Here is a 16,541-nt window from a genome sequence, read left to right on the forward strand (position 1 = left end):
GCCGCCAGTCTAGACCGAGGCGGAGAATCGGTAACCCGAGCCGCGCACCGTCTGCACCATGCCGTCGAGCGCGAACGGCTCCAGCGTCTTGCGCAGGCGGCGGATGTGCACGTCGACGGTGCGTTCTTCCACATAGACGCTGCCGCCCCAGACGTGGTCGAGCAGCTGCGAGCGCGTGTAGACGCGGTCGGGGTGGGTCATGAAGAAGTGCAGCAGACGGTATTCGGTCGGTCCGATCGACACCGGCTCGTCGCCGGCGAAGACGCGGTGCGCGGCGCCGTCGATGCGCAGGCCGCCGACGCTGACGCTGCCGTCCTCGTCGTCCTCGCGCGAGCGGCGCATGACGGCGCGGATGCGGGCCAGCAGTTCGCGGGCGGAGAAGGGCTTGACCACGTAGTCGTCGACCCCGGCCTCCAGGCCGCCGACGCGGTCGTTCTCCTCGCCGCGGGCGGTGAGCATGATGATCGGGATCTCGCGGGTCAGCGATTCGCGGCGCCAGCGGCGGGCCAGCTCGATGCCGCTGGTGCCCGGGAGCATCCAGTCGAGCAGGATCAGGTCGGGGAGGCGGTCGGCGATCGCCTCCTGGGCCTGGCGGGCGTCGGCGGCATGCACCGGCTCGTAGTCGCCCTTGCGCACGGCGAAGGCGACCATGTCGCGGATGGCGGGTTCATCGTCGACGATCAGGATGCGCTTCTGCACGCGGCTACCGCTCGGATCAGGGCCTGGGTGCCATTAGACGACGGTTTGGTGACTGTTTGGTGACAGTGTCACCGACGACGCCGGCCCTACTTGCGCAGGTCGGGATCGCGGACGCCCTGGCGGCGCAGCTCCAGCACCGTCGGGGTGATCGCCGCGATGCGGGCGTCGATACGGGCGCGGGCGTAGTAGTCCAGGTCGTCGCGCTTGCGCAGGGTGTTGAGCTGGACCAGGGCCTGCTCGGCGCGGCCATTGAGGTAGGCGGTTTCCGCCCAGGCCTCTCCGGAGCGCACCGGGTCGCCGGCGATCTCGCAGGCGCGGGCGAAGGTGCGCTGGAACACGGGATCCTGGCCGGAGGAGGCCATCAGCGGGCGCAGGATGTCCTGGGCGCGCCGGCCGGCCTCGGCGTTGTTGCGCTCGGCCAGGACCTCGGCATAGGCCAGGACCACCGCGCGGTTGCGCGGCATGCGCCGCACAAGGTCCTCGAAGCGGGCGTCCGCGGCCGAATGCCTGCCCGCGCGGGCCTCGGCCTGGGCCAGGCCGACCAGCAGCCAGATGTCGCCGGGATGCGATTCAAGCAGCGCCTCGAGCCCGCGCGCGGCCTCCGCGCCGTTGCCGGCCCGGAGCTGGGCCACGGCCAGGCCGTAGCGCTGGGCATCGTCCAGCCCCCCGGCCCGTGCGAGGCGGCCGTATTCGGCGATGGCCTGGGTCGGGGTGTCCGCGCTCAGCGCGCGCAGGCGCTCGCGGGCCCAGCCGAACTGCCCGCCGGCGGCGCTCTGCTCCAGTCCGCCGGGGCGCAGCCCGGGAGGCAGCAGGGGATTGTTGCCGGCCAGGCCGGTGGTGGTGAAGGCGCCGACCTTGCGGTCGCCAAGCTGTTCGGCCAGCTGGCGGGTTTCGCTGATGCGCGTGGTGGTGACCGGGTGCGTGCGCATGTAGTCCGGCAGGCGCTCCCGCTCGCCGCCCTGGTTGGTGCGCGACATGGCCTGCATGCGCTCGAACATGCGAGCCATCGCGGCGGTGTCGTAGCCGCTGCGCGACAGGGTCCGCATGCCCAGGCGATCTGCCTCGGACTCGTTCGAACGGGTGTAGTCGATCTGGCGCTGGACCATCAGGCCCTGCGCGCCGGCCACGGCCGCCATCGCGGCATTGCCCGAGGACCGGCTGTCGGACTGCGCCGCCACGGCCACCGCGCCCAGCATGGCCAGCAGGATCGGCACGCTGTCGCGCTGCGCGCGCTCCACGCCGCGCAGGACATGGGCCTGGGTGACGTGCGCGACCTCGTGGGCGAGCACGCCGGCGACTTCGTCCTCGCTCTCCGCGGCCAGCACCAGGCCGGCGTTGGTGCCGATGTAGCCGCCCAGAGTGGCGAAGGCGTTGATCGAGCGGTCCTTCATCATGAAGAAGGTGAAGGACTGCTCCGGCTGGTCGCTGGCCGAGGCCAGACGGTTGCCGAGTCCGCGCAGCCAGGTGTCGACCAGGGGGTCGTCGAGCACGTAGTCGTAGTGGCGCAGCTGCGCCAGCAGCATCTGCCCGTACTCCTGCTGCTGGGTCGGCCCCAGCAATGTGTCCGCCGACGAACCGATGTCCGGCAGCCGCTGCTGCGCGGGCGCCGAGGGTGCGACGACGGCCAGTGCAAGGGCCAGTGCAAGGGTGGCGGAGGGCGGTCGCATGCGGGTTTCGGGATCCGGACGGGGCTGGGCGGCTGCAGGGGACAGCATGGGGGCGGGCGCTGCGAAAGGCGTGAATACGGCGTTAACCCGCGCGGCCGTGGAACGCTGCCACTGGCGGCGGATGGCTGAAATCCATTCTGCGTGCCCCCACAATCGACAGCATCCCGCCGCAACAGTTCCGGAGAACACCTTGGACAAGTCCGCTTCCCCCCGCATCACGATGTATACCAGCGCGGTCTGCGCCTACTGCGTTGCGGCCAAGAACTTCCTGCGCAGCAAGGGCCTGGAATGGACCGAGATCCGGATCGACACCGATCCCGCCGAGCGCGAGCGCATGGTCGCCCTGGCCGGGCGCACCTCGGTACCGCAGATCTTCGTCGGCGACACCCACGTCGGCGGCTACGACGACATGATGGCCATGCATCGCGCCGGCAACTTCGAGCCGCTGCTGGAAGGGAAGGGCGCATGAGCGACGACGGCGATCGCATCCGTGCCTTCACCGAATTCCGGGAGCGCATGAACGAGCGCATCCTGGCCGAGCCCAATCAAGTGGTGCGGCGCTTCTTCGCGCTCGACACCCAGTCCTACCAGGCCGGCGTGCTGGACGTGGCGACCAAGGAACTGCTGGGCCTGGTGGCCTCGCTGGTGCTGCGTTGCGACGACTGCATCAGCTACCACGTCGCGCGCTGCCGCGAGGCGGGCGTGGGCCGCGACGCGATGTTCGAGGCCTTCTCGATCGGACTGGTGGTGGGCGGCAGCATCGTGATCCCGCACCTGCGGCGCGCGGTCGACTTCCTCGACCGGCTGGAGGCCGGTAGTACCGAAGAGGCGCCGGCCGGGCACCGGCACGACGCGGATACGCCGTAGCCCGGCCTCCTGTGCATCACCCCGCGGGCGCGATCCGTCGGTCGCTGCGGACCGGTCCGGGTTCCCGCTGGACCACTGCGTTCCTGCCGGAATCCGGCAGGAAGTGGCCGCATTTGGCATAATTGGCAGCTGTTTTCCGTTTCCTGACGCCCCGTTCGCGGCCGGCGTCCCCCCAGCATTGGACCCCACACAATGACCCAGACAATCACGGTCATCCGCGGCGATGGCATCGGCCCGGAGATCATGGACGCCACCCTGCACGTGCTCGACGCCATGGGCGTCGACCTTGCCTACGAGGAGGCCGATGCCGGCCTGGTGGCGCTCGAGAAGCACGGCGAACTGCTGCCGCAGGCCACGCTGGACTCCATCAGCCGCAACAAGGTCGCGCTGAAGAGCCCGCTGACCACCCCGGTCGGCGGCGGCTTCTCGTCGATCAACGTGCAGCTGCGCCGCCACTTCGACCTGTACGCCAACGTGCGTCCGGCGACCTCGTTCCCGAACACCCGCTCGCGATTCAGCGAGGGCGTGGACCTGATCACCGTGCGCGAGAACACCGAGGGCGCGTACAGCGCCGAGGGCCAGGAAACCGCGCCCGATGGCAGCTGGGCGGTGTCGGTCACCCGCAACACCCGCAAGGGTTCCGAGCGCATCGTGCGCTACGCCTTCGACCTCGCCCGCCGCACCGGACGCAGGAAGGTGACCGTCGTGCACAAGGCCAACATCCTGAAGTCGACCTCGGGCCTGTTCCTCAACGCCGCGCGCGAGGTGGCGAAGGAGTACCCGGACATCGAATGTAACGAGATGATCGTCGACAACACCTGCATGCAGCTGGTGATGCGCCCGGAGCAGTTCGACGTGATCGTGACCACCAACCTGTTCGGCGACATCATCTCGGACCTCTGCGCCGGCCTGGTCGGCGGCCTGGGCCTGGCCCCGGGCGCCAACATCGGCGCGGACGCGGCGATCTTCGAGGCCGTGCACGGCTCGGCGCCGGACATCGCCGGCAAGGGCGTCGCCAACCCCTGCGCCCTGCTGCTGGGCGCGGTGCAGATGCTCGAGCATCTCGGCATGGACGCGCAGGCGCGCAAGCTGCGCGCGGCTATCGTCGACACGCTGGAGGCGAAGGATTCGCTGACCCCGGACCTGGGCGGCAGCGCGAGCACGATGGACTTCGCGCGCGCGATCGCCGGCCGCGCCGCGGCCTGAGGGCCGCGTGCCCGGATCGGCGGGCCACCGATGCAGGGCAGGGAACGGGCGCTTCGGCGCCCGTTTCGTTTCTGGAACGCAGGCATCCCGGAGATCGCCTCGACAGGGCGCGGCGGCGGCCGCACAATCGCCGATCCTTTCATGCGGATAAAGCGATGGAAACCCGCCCCAGCGCCCTGGCGCTGACCCCGCTGCTGCTGTTCCTGGCGCTGTTCTTCGGCGCCGGGCTCTATTTCACGCTGCAGGGCGAGGACATGGGCTTCTACCAGCTGCGCGCGCCGGTCGCGATCCTGCCTGCACTGGCCCTGGCCGCCTGGATCGCCCACTGTCGCGGCGTGAAGCCTGGCGAGACCCTGCTGCGCGGCATGGGCGATCCGAACATCATGACCATGTGCCTGATCTTCATGCTGGCGGGGGCGTTCGCTTACGTCTCGCAGGCGATCGGCGCGGTCGACGCGGTGGTGTCGCTGGGTATCGGCGCGGTCCCGGCCGGGCTGCTGCTGCCGGGCCTGTTCGTGGTCGCCGCCCTGATCTCGCTGGCGATCGGCACCTCGATGGGCACGGTCGCGGCCGTGGTGCCGATCGCGCTCGGCGTGGCGGACGCCGCGGGCCTGGACCGCGCGCTGGTCGTAGGCGCGGTGCTTGGCGGCGCCATGTTCGGCGACAACCTCTCGGTGATCTCGGACACCACCATCGCCGCCACCCGCAGCCAGGGCGCGGAGATGCGCGACAAGTTCCGCGAGAACTTCAGGATCGCGCTGCCGGCGGCGCTGGCGACCATGCTGCTGCTGGCCTTCCTGGGCGACCCTGCGCCGGTCACGACCGACGAAGCCGCCTCGCCCTGGCTGGTGCTGCCCTACGTGCTGGTGCTTGCGCTGGCGCTGAGCGGCCTGGACGTGCTGCTGGTGCTCGGCATCGGCATCGCGCTGGCCGGCGGCTTCGGCCTGGCGCTGTCGCCCGGCTACAGCCTGGTGCACTTCGCCGGCGACATCTGGACCGGCTTCGAGGGCATGACCGAGATCCTGTTGCTGTCGCTGCTGATCGGCGGCCTTGGCGCGCTGATGAAGGCGGCCGGGGGGCTGGAATGGCTGGCGCAGGTGATCGCCCGCTTCGCACGTGGGCGCCAGGGCCGGCGCACCGGCGAGTTCAGCATCGCCGCGCTGTCGGCCACCGCCGACGTGTTCACCGCCAACAACACCGTCGCGATCCTGGTCAGCGGCGACGTTGCCCGCGACATCGCCCAGCGTCATGGCATCAGCCCCCGCCGCGCAGCCAGCGTGCTCGACATCTTCGCCTGCGTACCCCAGGGCCTGCTGCCCTACGGCGCCCAGATCCTGCTCGCCGCGGGCCTGGCCTCGGTCTCCCCGCTGGCCCTCTCGGGCACCGTCTTCTACTGCTGGATCCTGGCCCTGGTGACCATCGGCTTCATCGCCTGGCCGCGGCGGGGCGAGGCTGCGGAAGCCGCTCTGGCCGCGGATCCGGGGGCATAGGGGCAAAGCTTTTCCGGTGCCAGGCCGAAGCGCGAAGGGCGCCGCGTGGGGCGCCCTTCTTCGTGTCGCGGGTAGCCGCGGTCAGTTGCGGGACTGGAGCTTGGACAGCAGGCGCAGGAATTCGATGTACAGCCACACCAGGGTGACCATCAGGCCGAAGGCGCCGTACCACTCCATGTACTTCGGTGCGCCGCGCTCGACGCCGGTCTCGATGAAATCGAAGTCCAGCACCAGGTTCAGCGCCGCGATCACGATCACGAACAGGCTGAAGCCGATGCCGACGATGCCGTTGCCGTGGATCATCGGGATGTTGATGCCGAAGAAGCCCAGCACGATCGTCGCCAGGTACACCAGGAAGATGCCGCCGGTGGCCGCGACCACGCCGAGCTTGAAGTTCTCGGTGGCCTTGATCCAGCCCGAGCGGTAGGCGAAGAGCAGGGCGAACAGGGTGCCGAAGGTCAGCATCACCGCCTGCAGCACGATGCCCTCGTAGAGGTGGCTGTAGACGGCCGAAATCGCGCCGAGGAAGAAGCCCTCGACCAGGGCATACAGCGGCGCGGTGACCGGCGCCCATTCCTTCTTGAACACCGTGACCATGGCCAGGATGAAGCCGCCGATCAGGCCGCCCCACATGTAGACAGAGAAGCCCGGGGCGATCTCGCCGGTGGCGGTGAAGGCCTGGCTCCAGGCGAAGGCCGCGGTGAGCACCGTCAGCAGCAGCAGGAAGGCGGTCTTGTTGACCGTGCCGTTGATCGTCATCGCCCCGGCGTCGCGGGACACGACGGTGCCGCTGCCAAGGTCGAGGAAGGTGGATTCGGACAGGACCGGATTGCCGCTGCGCATGGATTCCCCCAAGGGTTCAGGTGTGCGTATGCCAGCGCGGAGGATACACGGCCCCGTGGCGACCGGCGTGCCCGGCCGGTGGCCGGGGTGGTGCGAAAGGGGGGACTCGAACCCCCACGCCTTGCGGCACTGGTACCTAAAACCAGGGCGTCTACCAATTCCGCCACTTTCGCATCGATGCCGGGTTGCCCCGGCCAAAAAAAAAGCGCCCGGCGGGACCGGGCGCTTTCGGGTTTTGGTGGGCCGTCAAGGATTCGAACCTTGGACCTATTGATTAAGAGTCAACTGCTCTACCAACTGAGCTAACGGCCCCGAGCGGGAAATCTTAGCAAAGCGACGGCCGGCGGATCAATACTTGCCGGCCATGCGGGAAGGCTGGGGTGGAAGACGGGATTTGAACCCGCGACCCCCGGAATCACAATCCGGTGCTCTAACCAACTGAGCTACATCCACCATGGGTTCCTGCCGACGGGCGCCGGCGGGCCGGCCATTGTAACGCGGTCGCGGCGGAAAGTGCGACGTGCGGCGCGAGGGCGTGACTGGCGCGCCCGGCAGGACTCGAACCTGCAACCACCGGCTTAGAAGGCCGGTGCTCTATCCGGTTGAGCTACGGGCGCGGAGTGGTCGGGGTAGAGGGATTCGAACCCCCGACATCCTGCTCCCAAAGCAGGCGCGCTACCAGACTGCGCTATACCCCGACGGATGCGGCCCGCCGGTACCGCCGGGCCGGCTGCAGGGCATTGTCGGGAGGCCCCCGGACCCTGTCAACGCGCGGCGCTGGCGGCTGGCGCCTTATTCCGCCAAAATATCCCGTTCCGTCGCCGGACGCGGGCCCAGCCCGGCAGGCCGGCCAAACCAGACAATCAACGCCCGCGGCGACTGCCGCGGTGGCAGGAGTGGGTATGCAAGTTTCAGTCGAGACCGTCGGCAACCTCGGGCGCAGGATGACCATCAACCTGCCGGCCGACCGCCTCCAGGACCAGGTGGGCGGCCGCCTGCGCGAGATCGCCCGCACCGCGCGCATCAAGGGTTTCCGCCCGGGCAAGGTGCCGGCGAAGGTGATTGAGCAGCGCTTCGGCCAGCAGGTCCGCGGCGAGGTTCTCGACGGCCTGCTGCGCGAGGGCTTCGACAGCGCCGTGCGCGACAACGAGCTGCGTATCGCCGGTCAGCCGAAGATCGAGCCCGCCGGTGACGACGAACTGGCCTACGTCGCCACCTTCGAGGTGGTGCCGGACTTCGGCGACATCGACGTCTCGGGCCTCAAGGTCGAGCGCGCGGTGGCCGAGGTCACCGAGGAAGACATCGACCGCATGATCGAGAACCTGCGCCAGCAGCGCCGCAGCTGGTCCGCCGTGACCCGCGGCGCGAAGGAAGGCGACGCGGTCGACATCGAGACCTGGTCCGAGGTCGACGGCGAGCGCCTGCCCGCCGAGGGCGTCGAGCGCGGCGTGTCGGTGATCGGTTCCGGTGCCATGTACGTCGACATCGAGAACGCCCTGGTCGGTATGGCCAAGGACGACGAGAAGGCGATCGAGGTCAGCTTCCCGGCCGAGTGGCGCGTGCCGCAGTTGGCCGGCAAGACCGCGAAGGTCCACCTCAAGGCAGAGCAGGTGTCGGAGGCCGTGCTGCCGGAGGCCGACGAGGCCTTCATCCGCAGCTTCGGCGTCAAGAGCGGCGAGATGGAGCAGTTCCGCGCCGACATCCGCACCAACCTTGAACGTGAGCTCAAGCACGCACTGATGAACCGCCTGCGCCGTGCCGTCGGCGAGCAGCTGGTCGAAGCGTACTCGCAGGTCGAGCTGCCGCCGAACCTGGTCGAGCAGGAGGCTCGCGCCCTGGTCGCCCAGGTCGCCGAGCAGAACCGACGCCAGGGCCGCCCGTCGGAGCCGCCGGCCAATGCCCACGAGAACTTCATGGAGCCGGCGCGCAAGCGCGTGCTGGTCGGCCTGCTGGTGGGCGAGGTCGCCCGCAAGCACCAGCTGATGCTGGACCGCAAGCGCCTGGACGAGAGCCTGCGCCTGATCGCCTCGACCTACGAGGAGCCGCAGCAGGTCATTGACTTGTACCGCAACGATCCCCAGCTTATGTCGGGCCTGCAGAACCGGGTGATGGAAGAGCAGGTGATCGACTGGATCGCCGAGCGCGCCGAGCACACCGACAAGCAGCTGACCTTCCAGGAAGCGATCGCGCCCCAGGCGTGAGCGCTTCCGCCTGACACGGGATTGAAATGAGCATCGAGACCAAGGCCCTGAACCTCGTGCCGATGGTGGTCGAACAGACCAGCCGCGGCGAGCGCGCGTACGACATCTATTCGCGCCTGCTGAAGGAGCGGGTGATCTTCCTGGTCGGCGGCATCGACGACCACGTCGCCAACGTGATCGTCGCGCAGATGCTGTTCCTCGAGGCCGAGAACCCCGAGAAGGACATCAACCTGTACATCAACTCGCCCGGCGGCATCGTCACCGCCGGCATGGCGATCTACGACACCATGCAGTTCATCAAGCCCGACGTCAGCACCATCTGCGTCGGCCAGGCGGCCAGCATGGGCGCGCTGCTGCTGGCCGCGGGCGCGGCCGGCAAGCGCTACGCGCTGCCGAACTCGCGGGTGATGATCCACCAGCCCCTGGGCGGCTTCCAGGGCCAGGCCACCGACATCGAGATCCACGCGCGTGAGATCCTCTCGATGAAGCAGAACCTGAATGCGATCCTGGCCCGTCACACCGGCCAGTCGATCGAGACCGTCGCCCACGACACCGAGCGCGACAACTTCAAGAGCGCCGAGGCCGCCCGCGAGTACGGCCTGGTCGACCAGGTGCTCGAGCGCCGGCCGGAAGATTCGATCCAGCCCGCCTGAACAGGCCGGCCGGCCCGGCCATCCCGGCTGCGGGCCCGTCCCGCGGGACCCGGCCCCCGCCGCGCTTGCGGCCCGGGGCCCGGGTGCTATTCTCGACCCCGACTGACCCGTACTCCCCTCCGAAACACCGATTGGCGAACGCATGACCGAAGACCGACAGGGCCGTTCCGGCGACAGCAGCAAGATCCTCTACTGCTCGTTCTGCGGGAAAAGCCAGCACGAGGTCCGCAAGCTGATCGCGGGCCCGAGCGTGTTCATCTGCGATGAATGCGTGGAGCTGTGCAACGACATCATCCGCGAGGAACTCGAGGAGAAGGCGCAGAGCGCCCGCAGTTCGCTGCCCAAGCCCAAGGAGATCCTCGAGGTCCTGGACCAGTACGTGATCGGCCAGTCCAGGGCGAAGAAGACCCTCGCGGTGGCGGTGTACAACCACTACAAGCGCATCGAGAGCCGTCAGAAGAACGACGACGTCGAACTCGCCAAGTCCAACATTCTGCTGGTCGGCCCCACCGGTTCGGGCAAGACCCTGCTGGCCGAGACCCTGGCGCGGATGCTCAACGTCCCGTTCACCATGGCCGATGCCACGACGCTGACCGAGGCCGGCTATGTGGGCGAGGACGTCGAGAACATCATCCAGAAGCTGCTGCAGAAGTGCGACTACGACGTCGAGAAGGCGCAGCAGGGCATCGTCTACATCGACGAGATCGACAAGATCTCGCGCAAGAGCGAGAACCCGTCGATCACCCGCGACGTGTCCGGCGAGGGCGTGCAGCAGGCGCTGCTGAAGCTCATCGAGGGCACCGTGGCCAGCGTGCCGCCGCAGGGCGGGCGCAAGCATCCGCAGCAGGAGTTCCTGCAGGTCGACACCCGCAACATCCTGTTCATCGTCGGCGGCGCCTTCGCCGGCCTGGACAAGATCATCCAGCAGCGTTCGACCGAGGCCGGCGGCATCGGCTTCGGCGCCAAGCTCAAGAGCGCCGAGCGCAAGGTCGAGGTCGGCAAGGTGCTGGCCGACGTCGAGCCCGAGGACCTGATCAAGTTCGGCCTGATCCCCGAGTTCGTCGGCCGCCTGCCGGTGGTCGCCACGCTGGAGGAACTGGACGAGGCCGCCCTGGTCAAGATCCTGTCCGAGCCGAAGAACGCCATCACGAAGCAGTTCCGCAAGCTGTTCGAGATGGAGGGCGTGGAGCTGGAGTTCCGCCCCGACGCGCTCGCCGCCATCGCCCGCAAGGCGCTCAAGCGCAAGACCGGCGCCCGCGGCCTGCGCACCATCGTCGAGTCGGTGCTGCTGGACACCATGTACGACCTGCCGTCGCAGGACAACGTCAGCAAGGTGGTGGTGGATGAGTCGGTGATCGAGCACAAGTCCGAGCCCTACCTGATCTACGAATCCGCCGTCCCGGCGCCGGCCAAGGCCGCTTCCGGCGATTGAGGCGCCCTTGGGACCCGCCGGCCGACGCGGCCCGGGCGGTTCCTGGCGATGATCCAGCGGAAATCCCGAGGCCCGGCCCTGCGCCGGGCCTCGCCGTTTCCTGAACGTGCGTCGCACCACTGCGTCCCGGCCCGGGCGTGTTTCCGGCGCTTGCATCCGCCGCGGCAGGGCCCCATAACCTGAGCCATGCGGCGCCATGGCCGCCCGTCATTCCAGGAGTTCCGATGAGCACCCCCCAGCCCGCCACCTTCGACCTGCCGGTCCTGCCCCTGCGCGATGTCGTGGTCTTCCCGCACATGGTCATCCCGCTGTTCGTGGGCCGCGACAAGTCGATCCGCGCGCTGGACCTGGCGATGGAGGGCGACAAGCAGGTCCTGCTGGTGGCGCAGAAGGCCGCCGAGACCGACGATCCGGGCGCCGAGGACCTGCACCCGATGGGTACGCTGGCCCAGGTGCTGCAGCTGCTGAAGCTGCCCGACGGCACCATCAAGGTGCTGGTCGAGGGCGTGGCGCGCGCCACGGTCGACGCCGTGCGCGAAGTCGACGGCACGCTGGCCGCGGTCGGCACCGTGGTCGAACCGGTCGAGGACCGTGAGCCGCGCGAGGTCGAGGCCATCGCGCGTTCGCTGATGGGCCTGTTCGAGCAGTACGTGAAGACCAACCGCAAGCTGCCTCCGGAGCTGCTGCAGACGCTCGCCGGCATCGACGAGGCCTCGCGCCTGGCCGACACCGTCGCCGCGCACCTGGGCGTTCGCCTGGGCGAGAAGCAGCGTCTGCTCGAAACCGTGGGTACCGCCGAGCGCCTGGAGATGCTGGTCGGCCTGGTCGACGGCGAGATCGACGTGCAGCAGATGGAGAAGCGCATCCGCGGCCGCGTGAAGTCGCAGATGGAGAAGTCGCAGCGCGAGTACTACCTCAACGAGCAGATGAAGGCGATCCAGAAGGAACTGGGCGACATGGACGACGCGCCCAACGACCTGGAGGAGCTGGCGCGCAAGATCGCCGCCGCCGGCATGCCCAAGCCGGTCGAGGCCAAGGCGAAGAACGAACTCAACAAGCTCAAGCAGATGTCGCCGATGGCGGCCGAGGCCGCGGTGGTGCGCAACTACCTCGACTGGCTGCTGGGCGTGCCGTGGAAGAAGCGCAGCAAGGTGCGCAAGGACCTGAAGGTCGCGCAGGACACGCTCGATGCCGACCACTACGGCCTGGAGAAGGTGAAGGAGCGCATCCTCGAATACCTCGCGGTGCAGTCGCGCGTGTCGAAGATGAAGGGCCCGATCCTGTGCCTGGTCGGCCCGCCGGGCGTGGGCAAGACCTCGCTCGGGCAGTCGATCGCCAAGGCCACCAACCGCAAGTTCGTGCGCATGTCGCTGGGCGGCGTGCGCGACGAGGCCGAGATCCGTGGTCATCGCCGCACCTACGTCGGTTCGATGCCGGGCCGCATCGTGCAGAACCTCAACAAGGCCGGCGCGAAGAACCCGCTGTTCGTGCTCGACGAGATCGACAAGATGTCGATGGACTTCCGCGGCGATCCGTCCTCGGCGCTGCTTGAAGTGCTCGATCCCGAGCAGAACAACGCCTTCAACGACCACTACCTCGAGGTCGACCTTGATCTGTCCGAGGTGATGTTCGTGGCGACGTCGAATTCGCTCAACATCCCCGGCCCGCTGCTCGACCGCATGGAAGTGATCCGTATCCCCGGCTACACCGAGGAGGAGAAGATCAAGATCGCCATGCGCTACCTGCTGCCCAAGCAGATCAAGGCCAACGGCCTGCGCGACGGCGAACTGAAGGTGGCCGAGGACGCGGTGCAGGACATCGTGCGCTACTACACGCGCGAATCCGGCGTGCGCAACCTCGAGCGCGAGATCGCCAAGATCTGCCGCAAGGTGGTCAAGGAGATCGCGCTGGCGGGGCCGCAGCCGCCGAAGAAGAAGTCACGCGCGCTCAGCGTGACCGCGAAGAACCTCGACAAGTACCTGGGCGTGCGGCGCTACGATTTCGGCCGCGCGGAGCAGGACAACGAGATCGGCCTGGTCACCGGCCTGGCCTGGACCGAAGTCGGCGGCGACCTCCTGCAGATCGAATCGACGCTGGTTCCGGGCAAGGGCCAGCTGACGCTCACCGGCCAGCTTGGCGACGTGATGAAGGAGTCCGCATCGGCGGCGCTGTCGGTGGTGCGCGCGCGCGCCGAGCGCCTCGGACTTGAGCTCGACTTCCTGCAGAAGCACGACGTGCACGTGCACGTGCCCGACGGCGCCACCCCCAAGGACGGCCCGAGCGCGGGCATCGCGATGGCGACCTCGCTGGTGTCCACGCTCACCAAGGTGCCCGTGCGCGCCGACGTGGCGATGACCGGCGAGATCACCCTGCGCGGCAAGGTCACCGCGATCGGTGGGCTGAAGGAGAAGCTGCTGGCCGCGCTGCGCGGCGGCATCACCACGGTGATCATTCCCGAGGAAAACAGGAAGGACCTGGCCGACATTCCGAAGAACGTCACCGAGGGCATGAAGATCGTTCCGGTGAAGTGGATCGACGAAGTGCTTGATCTCGCGCTCGAGCGCCCGCTGGCTCCGGTCAAGCCGGCTGGCGCCGTGCGCGGGGCGGTTGCGCGAACGACGCGGAAGCAGGCGCCGCGGGCGGATGTCAAGCACTGACGGGCGCGCGTTTTTCTTGCGTGCCACTGGGCGCGCTGGTATAAATTCGCGCTCGCAACGACGGCCCCGGCCGCAGCGATCCCGGAGCCGCCGGGGGCCGAAAGCCCGCCCGCAGGCCCGCCAACTTATCGAGCGACCACCGGGTCGCGCAGGAGCACCGAATACATGAACAAGAATGATCTGGTCCAGGCCGTCGCCGACGAGGCCAACCTGTCCAAGGCCGATGCCACGCGCGCCGTAGACGCCGTGCTGTCCTCGGTGGGCAAGGCCCTGAAGCAGGGCGACACCGTGGCCCTGGTCGGCTTCGGTACCTTCCAGGTCAAGGAGCGCGCCGCCCGCACCGGCCGCAATCCGCGCACCGGCGAAGAGATCGCGATCGCCGCCTCGAAAAATCCTGTCTTCAAGGCTGGCAAGGCGCTGAAGGATGCTGTAAACTAAGCGGCCCGCATGGGTGCTTAGCTCAGCGGTAGAGCGTCTCCCTTACAAGGAGAGGGTCGGGGGTTCGATCCCCTCAGCACCCACCATCAGGGTCTGACGTTCGCAACAAGGTTCGACAACGCGGAGTGGTAGTTCAGTTGGTTAGAATGCTGGCCTGTCACGCCGGAGGTCGCGGGTTCGAGTCCCGTCCACTCCGCCAGTCACCCCAGAAAGGCGCCCGCAAGGGCGCCTTTCTTCTTTCCGGGCGGCATGACGCATCGGGGCCGCTGGTGCCGGGACTGCGCTAAACTGCGCGGCTACGTCCAACGCGCGCCCCGACATGCTGCAAGCACTCCGAGAAAAGACCTCCGGCTGGATCGCCATCGTGATCGTCGCGATCCTGGCGATTCCCTTTGCCTTCTTCGGCATGGAGCAGTACCTGTTCCAGAGCTCGGCGAACTATGCCGCCAAGGTCGAGGCGCCGCCGTCGTGGTGGCGTTCCGCGCCCGACATCTGGCCGGTACGCAAGGCGGTGTGGCAGTCGCGGGAGGTCTCGCCCGAGGAGTTCCGCATGGAGTTCGAGGCCGCGCGCCAGCAGGCCCGCGCCACCCAGGGCGAAGCCTTCGACGCCCGTGCGTTCGAGCAGGTGGAGAACAAGCTTGCCGTGCTCGACCAGCTGGTCGATCGCGCTGTCCTGAGCCTTGCCGCCGACGGCATGGGCATTGCCGTGGGCAACAGCCAGGTGCGCGAAGTCGTGCAGTCGATGCCGGAGTTCCAGGTCGACGGGCGCTTCGATCCGCAGCGCTACCAGATGCTGCTGCAGTCGCGGGTGCCGGTGCAGACCCCGCGCGAGCACCAGGAGGACATTCGCGGCCGCCTGGAAATGGTGATGCTGCCCAGCAGGGTCGCGGGTTCGGCTTTCGCCAGCCAGGGCGAACTCGATCGGATGATGGGCCTGCTCGGACAGCAGCGTGACGTGGCCGTGGCCATGCTGCCGGCGCCGGAGCCGGACACCGGCGCGATCAGCGCGGCCGAGATCCAGGCCTGGTACGACGGGCATCGCGGCGACTACCGCGCGCCGGAAGAGGTTTCGATCGAATACGTCGAGATCCTGGGTGACGCCGTGCCCGAGCCGGCGGCGCCGGACGAGGCCAGCCTGCGCGCGCGCTACGAGCAGGAAAAGTCGCGTTTCGTCGAACCCGAGCAGCGCCTGGTCTCGCACATCCTGGTGCGCGTACCCGAGGGTGCCGATGACGCCGCGCGCGATGCGGCGAAGCAGCGTGCCGAAGCCGTCGCGGCCAGGGCGCGGGCCGAGGGCGCGGACTTCGCCGCGATCGCCGGCGAGGAGTCTGACGACGAAGGTTCGAAGGCCGGTGGCGGCGACCTGGGCTGGCTCGAGCGCGGCATCATGGGCGACAGCTTCGACAACGCCGTGTACTCCGTCGAGCCCGGCATCCCCAGCGAGCCGGTCCTGACCGACTTCGGCTGGCACGTGCTGCTGGTGCGCGAGGTGCGCGAGGGCAAGGAAGTGCCTTTCGAGGAGGTGCGCGCCGAACTGGCCGAGGCCCAGGCCACCACCGACCGCGAGCGCGCCTTCAACGACCTGATCGGCCGCCTGGTGGACCAGGTCTACCGCAACCCCAGCTCGCTTGCGCCGGCCGCGCGCGAGGCCGGGCTGCCGGTGCAGAAGGCCGGGCCGTTCGTGCGCGGCGGTGGCGAGGGCATCGCCGCCGATCCCGCGGTGCAGCGCGCGGCGTTCTCCGACGCCCTGGTGCAGGACGGCACGGTCAGCGATCCGATCGAGCTGGGCGGCAACCACAGCGTGCTGATCCGGGTGACCGCGCACCAGCCGGAGCGCGAGCGCCCCCTGGCCGAGGTCCGCGACGAGGTGGTGTCCGCCATCCGCGCGGACCGTGCCAGCAAGGCGCTGCTCGCCGTGGCGGATGCCGCGGTGGCTGAGATTGCCGATGGCAAGCCGCTGGCCGAGGTCGCCGATGGCAAGGGCTGGGCCCACATGGACCTGCCTGGCATGCGCCGCGGCATGCCGATGCCGTCGGCGGAGGCCAACGAGGCCGTGTTCGCCGCGCCCGAGCCCGCCGAGGGCAAGGTCTCGGCGGGCCGCGTGGTGCAGGACGATGGCAGCATCGTGCTGTACGCCGTGAGCAAGATCACGCCCGGGGACGCCGGCGAGGGCAGCGAGCAGGAGCGCGCGATGCTGCAGACGCAGCTGGCGCGCATGGCCGGCGACGAGGACGCCCTGGCCCTGATGCGCGCGCTGCGCCAGCGCATGCGGGTGACCACGGTCGAGGCGCGCCTCTGACGCGTATCGCCACCCCTGGACATGAAGAAGCCCGGCATTGCCGGGCTTCTTCCGTATGGGCCCGCGTACCTGTGCGGCGCGGGCCCGGC

13 protein-coding genes and 7 tRNA genes are annotated in these 16,541 nt (G+C 68.9%); 12 read left to right on the forward strand and 8 right to left on the reverse strand.

Annotation, left to right across the window (positions count from 1 at the left end; all coding sequences use genetic code 11):
• Window positions 1-9 precede the first annotated feature (9 nt).
• Window positions 10-699, reverse strand: a complete 690-nt coding sequence (phoB, locus tag E2170_RS11775) for a phosphate regulon transcriptional regulator PhoB (protein WP_133000825.1) — start codon at window positions 697-699, stop codon at window positions 10-12.
• Between the two features lie 86 nt (window positions 700-785).
• The gene (locus E2170_RS11780; protein WP_133000826.1) at window positions 786-2,366 is read right to left on the reverse strand and encodes a M48 family metalloprotease; all 1,581 of its coding nucleotides are present in this window, start codon (window positions 2,364-2,366) and stop codon (window positions 786-788) included.
• 220 nt (window positions 2,367-2,586) lie between these two features.
• Here E2170_RS11780 and grxC point away from each other — a divergent pair, with 220 nt between their 5' ends.
• The 4 genes from grxC to E2170_RS11800 all read left to right on the forward strand — a co-directional run bounded on the left by grxC (window position 2,587) and on the right by E2170_RS11800 (window position 5,929).
• Window positions 2,587-2,835 carry a glutaredoxin 3 gene (gene grxC / locus E2170_RS11785; protein ID WP_243708192.1) on the forward strand — a complete coding sequence of 83 codons (249 nt, stop codon included), beginning with the start codon at window positions 2,587-2,589 and terminating at the stop codon, window positions 2,833-2,835.
• The gene (locus tag E2170_RS11790) at window positions 2,832-3,233 is read left to right on the forward strand and encodes a carboxymuconolactone decarboxylase family protein (protein ID WP_133000827.1); all 402 of its coding nucleotides are present in this window, start codon (window positions 2,832-2,834) and stop codon (window positions 3,231-3,233) included. The genes grxC and E2170_RS11790 overlap by 4 nt, the downstream gene beginning before the upstream one ends.
• A gap of 192 nt (window positions 3,234-3,425) precedes the next feature.
• On the forward strand, window positions 3,426-4,439 hold the full coding sequence (locus E2170_RS11795; RefSeq protein ID WP_133000828.1) for an isocitrate dehydrogenase: 1,014 nt from the start codon (window positions 3,426-3,428) through the stop codon (window positions 4,437-4,439).
• Between the two features lie 71 nt (window positions 4,440-4,510).
• A complete protein-coding gene (locus E2170_RS11800; protein WP_279432874.1) occupies window positions 4,511-5,929 on the forward strand; it encodes a Na+/H+ antiporter NhaC family protein in 1,419 nt (472 codons plus the stop codon).
• Window positions 5,930-6,010: 81 nt separating this feature from the next.
• Here the strand turns inward: E2170_RS11800 and E2170_RS11805 are convergent, their stop codons facing one another.
• From E2170_RS11805 to E2170_RS11830, 6 genes are all read right to left on the reverse strand, one after another.
• A complete protein-coding gene (locus tag E2170_RS11805; protein WP_133000830.1) occupies window positions 6,011-6,772 on the reverse strand; it encodes a Bax inhibitor-1/YccA family protein in 762 nt (253 codons plus the stop codon).
• Window positions 6,773-6,860: 88 nt separating this feature from the next.
• Window positions 6,861-6,945, reverse strand: a tRNA-Leu gene (locus E2170_RS11810).
• A gap of 63 nt (window positions 6,946-7,008) precedes the next feature.
• Window positions 7,009-7,084: transfer RNA gene (locus E2170_RS11815), tRNA-Lys, on the reverse strand.
• Window positions 7,085-7,148: 64 nt separating this feature from the next.
• Window positions 7,149-7,225: transfer RNA gene (locus E2170_RS11820), tRNA-His, on the reverse strand.
• A gap of 87 nt (window positions 7,226-7,312) precedes the next feature.
• Window positions 7,313-7,389, reverse strand: a tRNA-Arg gene (locus E2170_RS11825).
• A 4-nt stretch (window positions 7,390-7,393) separates the two neighbouring features.
• Window positions 7,394-7,470, reverse strand: a tRNA-Pro gene (locus E2170_RS11830).
• Between the two features lie 204 nt (window positions 7,471-7,674).
• On the opposite strand from E2170_RS11830, the gene tig reads away from it, so the two are divergent.
• The 8 genes from tig (at window position 7,675) to E2170_RS11870 (ending at window position 16,452) form a co-directional block, all read left to right on the forward strand.
• Window positions 7,675-8,973, forward strand: coding sequence for a trigger factor (gene tig, locus E2170_RS11835; protein WP_133000831.1), 1,299 nt, complete (start codon window positions 7,675-7,677; stop codon window positions 8,971-8,973).
• A 26-nt stretch (window positions 8,974-8,999) separates the two neighbouring features.
• Window positions 9,000-9,626, forward strand: a complete 627-nt coding sequence (clpP, locus tag E2170_RS11840) for an ATP-dependent Clp endopeptidase proteolytic subunit ClpP (protein WP_133000832.1) — start codon at window positions 9,000-9,002, stop codon at window positions 9,624-9,626.
• A 142-nt stretch (window positions 9,627-9,768) separates the two neighbouring features.
• A complete protein-coding gene (gene clpX, locus E2170_RS11845) occupies window positions 9,769-11,058 on the forward strand; it encodes an ATP-dependent Clp protease ATP-binding subunit ClpX (RefSeq protein WP_133000833.1) in 1,290 nt (429 codons plus the stop codon).
• Between the two features lie 224 nt (window positions 11,059-11,282).
• The gene (gene lon, locus E2170_RS11850) at window positions 11,283-13,715 is read left to right on the forward strand and encodes an endopeptidase La (protein ID WP_133000834.1); all 2,433 of its coding nucleotides are present in this window, start codon (window positions 11,283-11,285) and stop codon (window positions 13,713-13,715) included.
• Between the two features lie 165 nt (window positions 13,716-13,880).
• Complete coding sequence (locus E2170_RS11855; RefSeq protein WP_133000835.1) at window positions 13,881-14,153, forward strand: HU family DNA-binding protein; 273 nt, start codon at window positions 13,881-13,883, stop codon at window positions 14,151-14,153.
• 11 nt (window positions 14,154-14,164) lie between these two features.
• Window positions 14,165-14,239 (forward strand) — tRNA-Val (locus E2170_RS11860).
• Window positions 14,240-14,275: 36 nt separating this feature from the next.
• Window positions 14,276-14,352, forward strand: a tRNA-Asp gene (locus E2170_RS11865).
• Between the two features lie 120 nt (window positions 14,353-14,472).
• On the forward strand, window positions 14,473-16,452 hold the full coding sequence (locus E2170_RS11870; RefSeq protein WP_133000836.1) for a SurA N-terminal domain-containing protein: 1,980 nt from the start codon (window positions 14,473-14,475) through the stop codon (window positions 16,450-16,452).
• Window positions 16,453-16,541 lie beyond the last annotated feature (89 nt).

This window comes from Luteimonas arsenica (assembly GCF_004352825.1).
Lineage (GTDB): Bacteria > Pseudomonadota > Gammaproteobacteria > Xanthomonadales > Xanthomonadaceae > Luteimonas > Luteimonas arsenica.

Excerpts from the sequence above, each read along its gene's own strand:
- E2170_RS11780 (WP_133000826.1), bottom strand. The coding sequence starts at position 2,366 with ATGCGACCGCCCTCCGCCACCCTTGCACTGGCCCTTGCACTGGCCGTC.
- grxC (WP_243708192.1), top strand. The coding sequence starts at position 2,587 with ATGTATACCAGCGCGGTCTGCGCCTACTGCGTTGCGGCCAAGAACTTC.
- E2170_RS11790 (WP_133000827.1), top strand. The coding sequence starts at position 2,832 with ATGAGCGACGACGGCGATCGCATCCGTGCCTTCACCGAATTCCGGGAG.
- E2170_RS11795 (WP_133000828.1), top strand. The coding sequence starts at position 3,426 with ATGACCCAGACAATCACGGTCATCCGCGGCGATGGCATCGGCCCGGAG.
- E2170_RS11805 (WP_133000830.1), bottom strand. The coding sequence starts at position 6,772 with ATGCGCAGCGGCAATCCGGTCCTGTCCGAATCCACCTTCCTCGACCTT.
- tig (WP_133000831.1), top strand. The coding sequence starts at position 7,675 with ATGCAAGTTTCAGTCGAGACCGTCGGCAACCTCGGGCGCAGGATGACC.
- clpP (WP_133000832.1), top strand. The coding sequence starts at position 9,000 with ATGAGCATCGAGACCAAGGCCCTGAACCTCGTGCCGATGGTGGTCGAA.
- clpX (WP_133000833.1), top strand. The coding sequence starts at position 9,769 with ATGACCGAAGACCGACAGGGCCGTTCCGGCGACAGCAGCAAGATCCTC.
- lon (WP_133000834.1), top strand. The coding sequence starts at position 11,283 with ATGAGCACCCCCCAGCCCGCCACCTTCGACCTGCCGGTCCTGCCCCTG.
- E2170_RS11855 (WP_133000835.1), top strand. The coding sequence starts at position 13,881 with ATGAACAAGAATGATCTGGTCCAGGCCGTCGCCGACGAGGCCAACCTG.
- E2170_RS11870 (WP_133000836.1), top strand. The coding sequence starts at position 14,473 with ATGCTGCAAGCACTCCGAGAAAAGACCTCCGGCTGGATCGCCATCGTG.